Raw genomic sequence first — 12,437 nt, forward strand, 5'->3', positions numbered from 1 at the left:
CACACTTCGGAGATCGGTGACCTGGGCGGCACCCTACCGGGCGGTACGGCCCTTGGTCAGCCTCCGTCGACGCCACATGACCAGCGGAACCGCGCCCGTGAGCCCCAGCGCGGCCGGGCCGAGCCCGACGGGCGCGAGCCCCGCGGCCCCGAGGCCGAGGGCGGTCGCCTTGGCCTGGTCGCCGATGCCCGGCTGGTCGAAGGTGTCCGGGATCGGGAGCGTGGACCAGCGGGTGACCGGCCACGCCACGACCACGGCCCGGCCGACGACGTCCTTGACCGGAACGAACCCGCGCGTCGAGTCCTGCTGGTGGTAGCGGGAGTCCTGGGAGTTCTGCCGGTGGTCGCCCATCACCCAGATCGAGCCCTTCGGGACGACGAGGGGGCCGAAGGGGAAGTCGTCGCAAGGGGTGTTGCCGGGGAAGATGTACGGCTCGTCCAGCTCCTTGCCGTTGACGACGACAGGCCCCCCCTTCTTGCACTCGACCGTGTCCCCGCCGATGGCGATGGTCCGCTTGATCAGGTCCTTCTCGTCCGCGGACGGCATCAGGCCGATCTTGCTGAGCACCTGCTGCATGAAGTTGGGCTCCGGGGTGACCTCACCGGAGAGCCAGTTCGCGGGGTCGTGGAAGACGACGACCTCACCGCGCTCGGGCTCCGAGCCGAACCACGGGGTCAGCTTGTCCACCAGTACCCGGTCGCCGCGTTGCAGGGTGTTCTGCATCGAGTCGGACGGGATCGAGAAGGCCTGCACCAGGAAGGTCTTGATCAGCAGGGCCAGCAGCAGGGCGATACCGATGAGGAGCGGCAGCTCCTTCCAGAACGAACGCTGCGGGCGCGCCTCGGCGCCCTCGTCCTCCGCGTCCTTCGCGAACTCGGCATCGCTCCCCACGGCGTCGTCCGGCCGCTCCTCGCCCTCGTCGCGTCCGGATCGTGCGCCTACCGCCACATCCCCCACATCCACTCCCTCACATAGGAAATCACCGCCCGTTCCGGATCGGGAACGGGCCCTCCCCTCCCCTAACGAGCGGGAGTTCCCTAAGGCTCGGGAGACCGAGGACACACTATGCGACCGGCGTGCCCCCACGACGCCCACGAGGCCCGCGCCGCCCGCGTCGTGCCTGATCGGGGACCGTGAGGAAGGTGGCCGGCTGCTCCAACCTGCGCCAGTGGTCGTACGGCCAGGCGATCACCACGGCTTCCCCTACGACGCCCTCCTCGTCGATGGTGCCCTCGAAGCCCTCGTCGAGGTGGAACCGGGAATCGGCGGAGTTCGCGCGGTGGTCGCCCATCACGAACAGCCGGCCCTCCGGCACCCGGACCGTGAAGCGGATCTCCGAGGGGGCGTTGCCCGGGTTCACGTACGGCTCGTCGAGGGGCGCGCCGTTGACGGTGATCCGCCCCTTGGTGTCGCAGCAGGTGACGGTGTCCCCGCCGACGCCGATGACCCGCTTGATCAGGTCCTGTTCATCCGCCGAGGGCAGCAGTCCGATGAAGGTCAGGACCTCCTTGACCTGCTTGACCACGACCGGGTCCCTGGGCGGCCGGGTGGCCTCTCCCTTGAGCCAGCCCCCGGGATCCTTGAAGACGACGACGTCGCCCCGTTCGACCTTGGAGCCGAACCAGGGGGTCAGCTTGTCGACCAGGACGCGGTCGCCGATCCGGATCGTCTGCTCCATCGAGCCCGAGGGGATGAAGAAGGCCTGTACGAGGAAGGTCTTGAGGAGCAGCGCGATGCACAGGGCGACGACGACCAGCAGCGGCACCTCGCCGACCCGTCGGGTGCGTCTGCGGCGCTTGACGCGGCGTGCCAGTCTGCGGCGTTCGGCGCGGCTGCCGCCGTCGGGCTCCCGCGCCGGCGTCGGCGTCGGCCCTCGTACCGGGGCGGGCCTCGACGGCGCCTCCACCCAGTGCTCGGGCTCTCTGCGGCCGCGTCCGCGTCGTCGCCGGTTACCCATGTCCGCCACCCGCGGGCCCGGCGGCGCCCCATCGCGAGAGCGGCCAGCCGATCCAGTCGGCCCGCCCGATCACCTTCTCCACCGGCACCATCCCCCCGCCCGGCTCCCCCAGGTGGTCCCGGGAGTCCCGGGACTGGGAGCGATGATCACCCATGACCCAAAGGGTCCCAAGGGGTACGACGATCCGGAAGGGCACCTTCGAGGCGGTGTCCCCCGGGAACAGGTAGGGCTCGTCGAGCGTGGTGCCGTTGACCCGGATCCGGCCGCCCGCGTCACAACAGACCACGTCGTCGCCGCCGACGCCGACGACCCGCTTCACGAAGTCGGTCTCGGACGGGTCGCCGATGCCCAGTGCGGACACCGCGCCGCGCAGGCTCTCGCCCACCGAACCGGATCCGGTTCCCTCCGGTACGAAGGAGCCCCTGCCGTCGAAGACGACGAGGTCCCCGCGCCGCGGCCGGTCGCCGAACCGGTAGGCGAGCTTGTTGACCAGGACCCGGTCACCGACGCGGAACGTCGGTTCCATCGACCGGCTGGGGATCAGGAAGGGCTGGAGGACGAAGTTGCCGAGGAGCAGCACGAAGACGGCGCAGATCACACCGAGCAGTGCGACCCGCCTCCACGAGAACGCGAAACGCGGCCGCCCCTCCCCCTGGTCGGGGGAGGAGTGGCCGCGTCGTGTGAGCTCTGCTTCGGTGTCCATCGGGTGCGAGCCTATCCGGCCGGCCCCTGGACCCGGAGATGAGATCAGCGGTCGCGCTTCTCCTTGATCTTCGCGGCCTTGCCGCGGAGCTCACGGAGGAAGTACAGCTTGGCGCGACGCACGTCACCGCGGGTGACGACCTCGATCTTCTCGAAGATCGGGGAGTTCACCGGGAAGGTGCGCTCGACACCGACGCTGAAGGAGACCTTGCGAACGGTGAAGGTCTCGGAGACGCCGGCGCCCTGACGGCGGATGACGACACCCTTGAACTGCTGGATACGGGAGCGGTTGCCCTCGATCACGCGGACGTGCACGTTGATCGTGTCACCGGGACGGAAGGCCGGGACGTCGGAGCGGATCGAGGCGGCGTTGACGCCATCGAGCAGGTGAGACATGTGCTTCGTCTGCTTTCTTCGCACGGCGCCACAGGTCGCCGAAGCGGGTTTCCGGAGAGAATTCGGGAGCCGCGTCACCCGGCGGACGACGATCCCCCTGTGGCAGGGGCGCCCGCGAGCACACAGCAGCCGCCTATTCTTCCACGGCCTGCGGCCTGAGCCAAAATCGGCCGTCGGCGGTGGGCTTCCAGCCGAGCGCGCCGAGCATCTCCCGGTCCTTCTTGTCGAACGCGGAGGCCTCGCAGCGCTCGATCAGGTCGGGACGGTTCGCGGCGGTGCGACGGAAGGCCTCGTCGCGGCGCCAACGCGCGATCTTCCCGTGGTGGCCGCTCAGCAACACGTCCGGGATGCCCCGGCCGCGCCACTGCGGGGGCTTGGTGTAGACGGGCCCTTCCAGCAGGTTGGCCATCTCGCCGGGGGCGAAGGAGTCGTCGCGGTGCGACTCGGCGTTGCCGAGGACTCCGGGCAGCAGCCGCGCCACGGCCTCGGTGACGACCAGGACGGCCGCCTCGCCGCCCGCCAGGACGTAGTCGCCGATGGAGACCTCGTACACCGGCAGGCGCGTGGCGTACTCGTCCATGACACGGCGGTCGATGCCCTCGTACCGGGCCGGGGTGAAGATCAGCCAGGGTCGTTCGGAGAGCTCGACGGCGAGTTCCTGGGTGAAGGGCCGGCCGCTGGGCGTGGGGACGACGATGACGGGGCCGTGCGCGCCGGCCTCGTAGCCGTCGGCGAGCGCCGTGTCCAGGGCCTCGCCCCACGGGTCGGTCTTCATGACCATGCCGGGGCCGCCGCCGTAGGGGGTGTCGTCGACCGTGTTGTGGCGGTCGTACGTCCAGTCCCGCAGGTCGTGCACGTGTACGTCGAGCTGTCCGCGGGCGCGGGCCTTGCCGACGAGGGAGACGTTCAACGGCTCCAGGTACTCGGGGAAGATCGTGACGACGTCGAGACGCATCAGGCGTCTGCCCCGGGAGCCGCGGCTTCGTCGTCCTCGTCGTCCTCGTCGTCGCGGGAGGAGGCGATCTCCGCGCGGTCGTCGATCAGCCCGGGCGGCGGGGTGATGACACAGCGCTGCTCTTCCAGGTCGATCTCGGCGACGATCTCCTCGACGAAGGGGATCATCACCTCGGTGCCGTCCGGCCGTTCGACGATGAACAGGTCCTGCGAGAGCAGGTGGGAGATCTCGGTGATCCGACCGATCTCGGTGCCGTCCTCAAGCACCACGTCCAGGTCCATCAGCTGGTGGTCGTAGTACTCGTCGGGCTCCTCGGGCAGCTCCGTCGGGTCCACGTCCGCGATGAGCAGGGTGTTCCGCAGCGCCTCGGCGCCCGTGCGGTCCTTCACCCCGGCGAAGCGCAGCAGCAGCCTGCCGCTGTGCACCCGGCCCGTCTCGATGGTCAGCGGACCTGCGGACGCCGGTTCGGTGTGGAGCACGGCGCCGGGTCCGAGCCGCAGTTCCGGCTCGTCGGTCCGTACCTCGACGGTGACCTCACCCTTGATCCCGTGGGCGCGGCCGATCCGCGCGACTACCAGCTGCACTGTGTGTCTCTCCTGTTCATACGACGACGGGCCGGGGCGGGCACGTATGCCCTCCCCGGCCCGTGCCGGTGATTCACGCTTCGAACGGACCCGGTCTCAGCGGACCTGGTCCACGTCGACGAGGTCGACGCGGATCCCCCGGCCGCCGATGGCGCCCACGACGGTACGCAGAGCACGTGCGGTGCGGCCGTTGCGACCGATCACCTTGCCCAGGTCGTCCGGGTGGACCCGGACTTCCAGCACCTGCCCGCGACGCAGGTTGCGCGAGGCGACCTGCACTTCGTCGGGGTTGTCCACAATGCCCTTCACGAGGTGCTCAAGAGCCTCCTCGAGCATGCTCAGGCCTCGGTCGACTCGGCGGTGGCCTCAGCCTCGTCCGCCTTCTTGTCGGCCTTCTTAGCCTTCTGCGTGATGGCCTCGCCCTTGGTCTCGCCGATGCCCTCGAGGGCCTTGGCGAACTCGTCGAACGTGCGGCGCTTGCTCTCCTTGGTCTCCGGCTGCAGCAGCGGCGCGGGGGCCGGGAGGCCCTTGTGCGCCTGCCAGTCACCGGTCAGCTTCAGGATGGCGAGCACGGCCTCGGTGGGCTGGGCGCCGACCGAGAGCCAGTACTGCGCACGCTCGGCGTTGACCTCGATGCGCGACGGGTTGTACGTCGGGTGGTACAGACCGATCTCTTCGATCGCGCGACCATCGCGGCGGGTGCGCGAGTCGGCGACGACGATGCGGTAGTGCGGCTGGCGAATCTTGCCGAGGCGCTTGAGCTTGATCTTGACTGCCACTGGAGTGGTGTCTCCTGAACTTGACGTGGTTGGGCACATGAGATGCCACGTGGGGTTGCGGTACTCGGGTGCCCGATGGACGCGTCAGCCGGAGGAGAGAGGGGTCCTATGCGACTGTCGAGTACAGCTAGCCATTGTGCCACATGCCCGTGGCGCTTCCTCTCGGGGAGCGGTGATCGACGGCGCGCGGACGCGCGCCGTCGTGCCGCCGCCACCGGGCGGAGGGCGCACAAGGCCCGTACGGGCCTTGGTCGAGGGCCTCAGGAGGCGGCGGCCGAGACGGCCACCTCGGGAATCCGGAACGGTTTCATGCAGCCCCCACAGACGATGGGCGCCTGGGCCAGCACGGACGGGACGACCCGCACGTTCCGGCCGCAGTCGCAGACCGCCTTGACCCGTACACCGCCACCGGACGAACCGTGGCGGGCGGCGGGCCCTCGGAAGCTGCGCTTGGTGTCGGCGGCGGTGGCGACCGTGTGCGCCTTCAGCGCGCGGTGCAGCCGCTCGATGGTCGGGCGGTAGCGCCGCTTCGCCTCGGGGTTGAGCGAGACCAGGGAGAAGCCGCTGCTGGCGTGCGGTTCCTCGGAGTGGTCCAGTCCCATCTCCTCGGCGATCGCGAGGAATCTGCGGTTGTGGTAGCGGCCGGCCCGCGAGGTGTCGCGGACTCCACGGGCGGCTGCGATGCCGTGGACTGCCTCGTGCAGCAGTCGCTCGAAGGAGAGCTCGGCGCCGCAGGCGGACGAGGACTCTCCGATCAGGGACTCGGGCGCGGCAAGGTCAGGCAGCTCGGGGTGGTACCGCTGAATATCGGCCCACGCCTGCGCCAGCTCTGCGGCGAGAACAGGTGGTGTCGTGCTCACGTCGTGACAACGAGCCGGGGTGCCCCGGTGTTCCGATTCCGGGCCATTCCAAATTTTTTGCACGTACCAGTCAGTTCAGTCTCATGCGTCCTGACGAGGACGGGTGCGCATATCCCCGGATGAGTCGGTACGTAACGCGGCCCAACGACGGCCGCCCCCGGTGCGCGGCACGGGGCCGCGCGCCCGGGGGCGGGTCGGTGGATCAGTACGAGCGCGCGACGATCGCGAGGGTGCCCGGGGCGTCATCCGCCTGCGGAACCGACCCGTCGGGGGCGATCAGGCAGCGTACGGAGACGGCCTGTTCGGCCAGCTTGGCCTCGCCCTCGGGACCGAGGTCGGCCCACGGGATGCGCGCCCAGCCACCGGCGATGGCGGCCTCGGCGGCCTCCTCGATGGTCGCGACGTCGCTGGTGCGGGCCTCGCGGCGCTCGCGGGACTCGCGCAGCAGCTGCGCCTGGTCCTCCTCCAGCACCTTGGGCAGCAGGTCGAGCAGCGCGGAGATCTGCACGGCCTCCTTGCCGCCGGGGATCCGGCGGGCCAGCATCGCGGTGCCGGCCTCCAGGTCGCGGGGGCCGATCTCGATGCGGACCGGTACGCCCTTGAGCTCCCAGTCGACGGCGCGGCGGCCGAAGGGGGTGTCGACGCGGTCGTCGACCTGTACGCGGATGCCGGCGGCCTTCAGCTGGGCGCCCAGCTCGCGGACCTTGGTCACGGCCTCGTCGCCCTTGATCGCCATGACGACGACCTGGACGTGCGCGAGGCGCGGCGGGACGCGCAGGCCGTTGTCGTCGCCGTGCGACATGATCAGGCCGCCGACCATGCGGGTCGAGACGCCCCACGAGGTCTGCCAGACCAGCTCCTGCTTGCCTTCCTTCGACAGGTACTGCGTGTTGAAGGCCTTGGCGAAGTTGGTGCCCAGCTCGTGGCTGGTGCCCAGCTGGAGGGCCTTGCCGTCGCCCATCATGCCCTCGAGGGTGAGGGTGTTGATGGCGCCGGCGAAGCGCTCCTTGGCGGTCTTGCGGCCGAGCACGACGTCGATGCCGAGCACGTTCGTCATGAAGTCGCCGTAGACGTCCGTGTGGATGCGGGCCGCGTACTCGCGGGCGTCCTCGTAGGTGGCGTGGGCGGTGTGGCCCTCCTGCCAGAGGAACTCGCTCGTACGGAGGAACACGCGCGGACGCATCTCCCAGCGGACCACGTTGGCCCACTGGTTGATCAGCAGGGGCAGGTCGCGGTAGCTCTGGACCCACTTCGAGAAGTAGTCGTTGATGATCGTCTCGGAGGTGGGGCGGACGACGACCGGCTCGTCGAGTTCCTTGCCACCGCCGTGCGTGACGACCGCGAGCTCGGGGGCGAAGCCCTCCACGTGCTCGGCTTCCCGGGTCAGGTAGGACTGCGGGATGAACAGCGGGAAGTACGCGTTCTGGGCGCCCGCGTCCTTGATGCGCGCGTCCATCTCCTGCTGCATCCGCTCCCACAGCCCGTAGCCGTACGGTCGGATGACCATGGTGCCGCGTACCGGACCGTTGTCGGCCAGCTCGGCCTTGTTGATCAGATCCTGGTACCAGCGGGGGAAATCCTCCGCCTGGGGGGTGAGAACGGGTGCCTTTGCCATGGCGCGAATGGTACGGCGCCGGGCACGCGATGCGTGAATCGGGTGGCTCGTTCCTCTGGACGCGGGGGCGAATGGGGAGTTCCCTGGCAACGGGGGCCAGGGGGCGACAAAGGAATCAGGAGCGCTCTTTCGATGACACCGACGCCGACGGCGACGCTCGTCGCCCGGGACTGGGCGGAGATCCAGGAACGGATGCTGGTACCGCTGTACGAAGCCGTCTACGAACGGCTGGAGGTCGGGCCGGGCGACCGGCTGCTGGGCCTCGACTGCGGGGCCGGGCTGGCCCTGCTGTTGGCCGCGGGGCGGGGAGCCCTGGCCACGGGCGTGGAGGCGGATCCGGCTCGCCGGGCGCTGGCCCGTGAGCGGCTGCTGGAGGTGGTCGCCGCTCCCCCGGCGTCGCCGGCGCGTCCGTACGACGTCGTGCTGGCCTTCACGCCCCGCCCGCGGGACCTGGTGGCGGCCCTGCCCGCGGTCCGGCGGGGCGGTGCGGTGGTGCTGGCCGACTGGGGTCCGGCGGAACGGTGCACGGTGCCGGCGGTGCTCGGCGGTGGACCCGCGCCGCGGGACCTGGACGCGATGGTGGTGTCGGCCGGGCTGGTGCCGGACGGGTCGGGGCGGGTGTTCTGCCCGTTCGGGTACGCGGACGTGGACAGCGCGGTGCGCGGGCTGTTGTCGACCGGGATGTACGAGCACGCGGACGCGGCCCAGGTCGAGAAGGAGCTGGCCGAGGCGCTCCACCCGTACGAACGCGGTGACGGTTCGGTCTGGTTGCCGAACATCTTCCGGTACGTGGTCGCCCGGATGGCGTAACGGCAGCCGGGGCGTGTGTCCCGGCTACTTGAGGAGGCGCGCGATGCCCGCCGCGGCGTAGGCGGCGGGCTCGTCCAGGGTCTCGTTCGCCAGCAGTGCCTCGGCGAGCGCGTCCAGCTTGTCGCGGTTCTCGCGCAGCAGCCGGCAGGCGTCCTCGTAGCACTCGTCGACGATCCGGCGCATCTCGTGGTCGACGGCGTCGAGGGTGGCGGGCGCCGCGAGGAGGCCGTACGGGCTCTGCGCGTCCGACGGGATCACGGTGAGCCGGCCGATCCGCTCGCTCATGCCCCAGCGGCCGACCATGCCCCGGACGATGTTGGTGACCTGTTCCAGGTCGTTCTCGGCGCCCGTGGTGACGACCGCGTACACCACGTGCTCGGCGGCCATGCCGCCGAGCGCGCCGATGACGCGGCCCCGCAGGTACTCCTCCGTGTAGGCGTACCGGTCGGCGTCCGGGGTCGAGAGGGTGACGCCGAGGGCCCGGCCGCGCGGCACGATGGTGATCTTCCGAACGGGGTCGGCGCCCGGCTGGAGCATGCCCAGCAGGGCGTGGCCGCTCTCGTGGTAGGCCGTGCGGCGGCGTTCCTCGTCGGGCATGACCAGGGGGCGTTCGGCGCCGAGTTGGACCTTCTCCAGGGCGTCGGAGAGGTCGGCCTGGGTGACCGTGTCCTGGCGGCGCTTGACCGCGAGCAGGGCCGCCTCGTTGGCCAGGTTGGCAAGTTCGGCGCCCGTCATGCCCGGGGTGGTGCGGGCCACTTGGGCGAGGTCGACGCCCGGAGCGAGCGGGATGTCGCGGGTGTGGATGCGCAGGATCGCCTCGCGGCCGGCCTTGTCGGGCGGGGACACGACGACCGTGCGGTCGAACCGGCCGGGACGGGTCAGGGCGGGGTCGAGTACGTCGGCGCGGTTGGTGGCGGCGAGGACGACGACCCCCTCCGAGCCGGAGAAGCCGTCCATCTCGGTGAGGATCTGGTTGAGGGTCTGTTCGCGCTCGTCGTGGCCGCCCATGGCCGCGCCGCCGCCCCGCGCCCGGCCGATGGTGTCGATCTCGTCGATGAAGATGATCGCGGGGGCCACCTTGCGGGCCTCGGAGAAGAGTTCCCGTACCCGGGAGGCGCCGACGCCGACGATCATCTCGATGAACTCGGACGCGGAGGCGGAGAAGAAGGGCACGCCGGCCTCGCCGGCGACGGCGCGGGCCAGCAGGGTCTTGCCGGTGCCGGGGAGCCCGGCGAGGAGGACCCCGCCGGGCATGCGGGCGCCCAGCTTGCGGTACTCCTGCGGGTTCTTCAGGAAGTCGACGACGTCGTTCAGTTCGCCCTCGACCTCGTCGATGCCGGCCACGTCCTCGAAGGTGGTGCGTTTGGCCCCGGTCTCCAGTTCCACGGGCTTGGGCGGGGCCTTGCGGCCGAGCCCGCCCATGCCGCCCATGGCCGAGCCCATTCGGCGGGCGATGAACATCCACAGGACGACGAGCAGGAGGATGGGCGCGAGGGAGATCAGCAGGTTGGCGAGGAAGCTGCGCTGTTCGACGACCGGGGAGGCGGTGACGGTGACGCCCTTGGTGGTGAGGTTCGACCACAGCTGGTCGTCGGCGAAGGCGGGCCGCTGGGTGACGAACTTCGTGTAGTCGCCGTCGCCGTCGGGGGCGGGCTGCTTGTTCTTCAGCTGCCCCTGGATGGCGTCGCCCTTGGAGTAGATCTTCGAGACGTTGCCGTCGGCGACCTGCTTGCTGAACTCCGTGTACGAGATGGTCGGCTCGTCGCCCTCGTTGAAGAACGACAGCACGAGGTTGGTCAGCAGGAAGAGGATCAGCGCGGTGAGGATCAGCCCGCGCCAGCCGCCGGGCATCCCCCTCTTCGGCGGCGGCGGGGTGGGCGGGGCGCCCTCGGAGCGCCAGGGGGTGTCGGCCCGGTCGCGCGGCGGTACGGGGGTGGGGCTGGGCACGGGGCCTCCTTCTGCCGTCCTCCCGCCCGACGATAAGCGACATACCTGATCATTGCGCCCTGACGGCCGGGGGCCGTGTACGCGGGAGGGCCCCGGCCGCATCCCCGGCCGGGGCCCTCCTCGTACGCGTCCTGCGGTGACCTCAGGCGGTCACTTCATGAACTTCTTGAACTCGTCCGGCAGGTCGAAGTCCTGGCCGGGCTGGGCACCGCCGGCCGGCAGGCCGAACGGGTTGCCGGCGGCGGCCGGCTCGCCCGCCTGCGGACCCTGCTCGCGCCGGGCCGCGGCCGCGGCCTCCTCTTCCTTGCGCTTCATCGGGTTGCCGCTCTTGCGCTTGCCCTTGGCCTGCTTGACCTGCTTCTTCTGTCGGCCGGGGCCGCCACCCATCCCGGGGATGCCGGGCATGCCGGGCATCCCGCCGCCCTGGGCCATGCGGGACATCATCTTGCGGGCCTCGAAGAAGCGCTCGACCAGCGACTTGACGGCGCTGACCTCGGCGCCGGAGCCCTTGGCGATGCGGGCGCGGCGCGAGCCGTTGATGAGGTGCGGGTCCTGGCGCTCGGCCGGGGTCATCGACTTGATGATCGCCGCCATGCGGTCCACGTCGCGCTCGTCGATGTTGTTGATCTGGTCCTTGATCTGCCCCATGCCCGGCAGCATGCCGAGGAGCTTGGAGATGGAGCCCATCTTGCGGACCTGCTCCATCTGGGCCAGGAAGTCGTCGAGCGTGAATTCCTTCGGCCCCTTCGCCAGCTTGGCCGCCATCTTCTCGGCCTCGGCCTGGCTGAACGTCTTCTCGGCCTGCTCGATGAGGGTGAGCATGTCACCCATGTCGAGGATCCGGCCCGCCATGCGGTCGGGGTGGAAGGCGTCGAACTCGTCGAGCTTCTCGCCGTTCGAGGCGAACATGATCTGCTTGCCGGTGACGTGCGCGATGGACAGCGCGGCACCGCCTCGGGCGTCGCCGTCGAGCTTGGAGAGCACGACGCCGTCGAAGCCGACGCCGTCGCGGAAGGCCTCCGCGGTGTTGACCGCGTCCTGGCCGATCATGGCGTCGACGACGAAGAGGATCTCGTCGGGGCTGACGGCGTCGCGGATGTCCGCGGCCTGCCGCATCAGCTCCTGGTCGATGCCGAGGCGACCGGCGGTGTCGACGACGACCACGTCGTACTGCTTGGTACGGGCGTACTCGATCGAGTCCTTGGCGACCTGGACCGGGTCACCGACACCGTTGCCGGGCTGCGGCGCGTAGACGGCGACACCCGCGCGCTCGGCCACCACGGAGAGCTGGTTGACGGCGTTGGGGCGCTGGAGGTCACAGGCCACGAGGAGCGGGGCGTGGCCCTGCCCCTTCAGCCAGAGGCCGAGCTTTCCGGCGAGGGTGGTCTTACCGGCGCCCTGGAGACCGGCGAGCATGATCACGGTGGGGGCGGTCTTGGCGAAGCGCAGCCGCCGGGTCTCGCCACCGAGGATGGAGACCAGCTCGTCGTTGACGATCTTGAGGACCTGCTGGCCCGGGTTCAGGGCCTTGGAGACCTCTTCGCCGCGGGCGCGCTCCTTGACGTTCGCGATGAAGGAGCGGACGACCGGGAGGGCGACGTCGGCCTCGAGGAGGGCGATACGGATTTCCCGCGCCGCAGCGTCGATGTCCTGCTCGGAGAGGCGACCTTTGCCCCTGAGGGACTTGAAAGTCGAGGCAAGGCGGTCGGAAAGCGTATCGAACACGGTGGTCGCGATTCCTCAGGTCGGGGGCGTGTGGTCGCCCCCCAGGGTATCGGGCCGCGGGACGGATGTGCCCCCGGCCGTCCCAAGCGGTCGGGGGCCCGCCGCCG

Annotated in this window: 13 protein-coding genes; 1 reads left to right on the forward strand and 12 read right to left on the reverse strand. The window is 70.4% G+C overall.

Translation table 11 applies throughout. The annotated features are described in order from the left end of the window. Positions 1 to 33: 33 nt before the first annotated feature. The 10 genes from lepB (ACIRO3_RS00445) to proS all read right to left on the reverse strand — a co-directional run bounded on the left by lepB (ACIRO3_RS00445) (position 34) and on the right by proS (position 7,848). Positions 34 to 948, reverse strand: a complete 915-nt coding sequence (gene lepB / locus ACIRO3_RS00445) for a signal peptidase I (protein WP_361771454.1) — start codon at positions 946 to 948, stop codon at positions 34 to 36. A gap of 115 nt (positions 949 to 1,063) precedes the next feature. Then, a complete protein-coding gene (gene lepB / locus ACIRO3_RS00450) occupies positions 1,064 to 1,957 on the reverse strand; it encodes a signal peptidase I (protein WP_404131291.1) in 894 nt (297 codons plus the stop codon). Further along, a complete protein-coding gene (gene lepB, locus ACIRO3_RS00455; protein ID WP_404131293.1) occupies positions 1,950 to 2,660 on the reverse strand; it encodes a signal peptidase I in 711 nt (236 codons plus the stop codon). The genes lepB (ACIRO3_RS00450) and lepB (ACIRO3_RS00455) overlap by 8 nt, the downstream gene beginning before the upstream one ends. A gap of 44 nt (positions 2,661 to 2,704) precedes the next feature. Beyond that, positions 2,705 to 3,055, reverse strand: coding sequence for a 50S ribosomal protein L19 (gene rplS, locus ACIRO3_RS00460; protein ID WP_053675143.1), 351 nt, complete (start codon positions 3,053 to 3,055; stop codon positions 2,705 to 2,707). A 133-nt stretch (positions 3,056 to 3,188) separates the two neighbouring features. Further along, the gene (gene trmD, locus ACIRO3_RS00465; protein WP_366147756.1) at positions 3,189 to 4,010 is read right to left on the reverse strand and encodes a tRNA (guanosine(37)-N1)-methyltransferase TrmD; all 822 of its coding nucleotides are present in this window, start codon (positions 4,008 to 4,010) and stop codon (positions 3,189 to 3,191) included. After that, positions 4,010 to 4,594, reverse strand: coding sequence for a ribosome maturation factor RimM (gene rimM, locus ACIRO3_RS00470; protein WP_361771450.1), 585 nt, complete (start codon positions 4,592 to 4,594; stop codon positions 4,010 to 4,012). The genes trmD and rimM overlap by 1 nt, the downstream gene beginning before the upstream one ends. Positions 4,595 to 4,690: 96 nt before the next feature. Further along, positions 4,691 to 4,930: an RNA-binding protein gene (locus tag ACIRO3_RS00475; RefSeq protein ID WP_030011889.1), complete on the reverse strand. Its 240-nt coding sequence runs from the start codon at positions 4,928 to 4,930 to the stop codon at positions 4,691 to 4,693. Positions 4,931 to 4,932: 2 nt separating this feature from the next. Further along, positions 4,933 to 5,373: a 30S ribosomal protein S16 gene (gene rpsP / locus ACIRO3_RS00480; RefSeq protein WP_053675137.1), complete on the reverse strand. Its 441-nt coding sequence runs from the start codon at positions 5,371 to 5,373 to the stop codon at positions 4,933 to 4,935. 260 nt (positions 5,374 to 5,633) lie between these two features. After that, the gene (locus tag ACIRO3_RS00485) at positions 5,634 to 6,233 is read right to left on the reverse strand and encodes a hypothetical protein (protein WP_053675136.1); all 600 of its coding nucleotides are present in this window, start codon (positions 6,231 to 6,233) and stop codon (positions 5,634 to 5,636) included. 202 nt (positions 6,234 to 6,435) lie between these two features. Further along, positions 6,436 to 7,848, reverse strand: a complete 1,413-nt coding sequence (gene proS, locus ACIRO3_RS00490; protein ID WP_361771449.1) for a proline--tRNA ligase — start codon at positions 7,846 to 7,848, stop codon at positions 6,436 to 6,438. A 132-nt stretch (positions 7,849 to 7,980) separates the two neighbouring features. Here proS and ACIRO3_RS00495 point away from each other — a divergent pair, with 132 nt between their 5' ends. Beyond that, on the forward strand, positions 7,981 to 8,658 hold the full coding sequence (locus tag ACIRO3_RS00495) for a methyltransferase type 11 (protein ID WP_404131297.1): 678 nt from the start codon (positions 7,981 to 7,983) through the stop codon (positions 8,656 to 8,658). Positions 8,659 to 8,682: 24 nt separating this feature from the next. Here ACIRO3_RS00495 and ftsH read toward each other — a convergent pair whose 3' ends face one another. Continuing rightward, the gene (ftsH, locus tag ACIRO3_RS00500; RefSeq protein ID WP_361771551.1) at positions 8,683 to 10,509 is read right to left on the reverse strand and encodes an ATP-dependent zinc metalloprotease FtsH; all 1,827 of its coding nucleotides are present in this window, start codon (positions 10,507 to 10,509) and stop codon (positions 8,683 to 8,685) included. Between the two features lie 246 nt (positions 10,510 to 10,755). Then, entirely contained in the window at positions 10,756 to 12,330 is a 1,575-nt protein-coding gene (gene ffh / locus ACIRO3_RS00505) for a signal recognition particle protein (protein WP_361771447.1), read from the reverse strand. Positions 12,331 to 12,437: the final 107 nt, after the last annotated feature.

This window comes from Streptomyces sp. NPDC102278 (assembly GCF_044766345.1).
Lineage (GTDB): Bacteria > Actinomycetota > Actinomycetes > Streptomycetales > Streptomycetaceae > Streptomyces.

Bases quoted from the DNA above. Each gene is read 5' to 3' on its own strand.
- lepB (WP_404131291.1), bottom strand. From the start codon at position 1,957: ATGGGTAACCGGCGACGACGCGGACGCGGCCGCAGAGAGCCCGAGCAC.
- lepB (WP_404131293.1), bottom strand. From the start codon at position 2,660: ATGGACACCGAAGCAGAGCTCACACGACGCGGCCACTCCTCCCCCGAC.
- rplS (WP_053675143.1), bottom strand. From the start codon at position 3,055: ATGTCTCACCTGCTCGATGGCGTCAACGCCGCCTCGATCCGCTCCGAC.
- trmD (WP_366147756.1), bottom strand. From the start codon at position 4,010: ATGCGTCTCGACGTCGTCACGATCTTCCCCGAGTACCTGGAGCCGTTG.
- ACIRO3_RS00475 (WP_030011889.1), bottom strand. From the start codon at position 4,930: ATGCTCGAGGAGGCTCTTGAGCACCTCGTGAAGGGCATTGTGGACAAC.
- proS (WP_361771449.1), bottom strand. From the start codon at position 7,848: ATGGCAAAGGCACCCGTTCTCACCCCCCAGGCGGAGGATTTCCCCCGC.
- ACIRO3_RS00495 (WP_404131297.1), top strand. From the start codon at position 7,981: ATGACACCGACGCCGACGGCGACGCTCGTCGCCCGGGACTGGGCGGAG.
- ftsH (WP_361771551.1), bottom strand. From the start codon at position 10,509: ATGCCCGGCGGCTGGCGCGGGCTGATCCTCACCGCGCTGATCCTCTTC.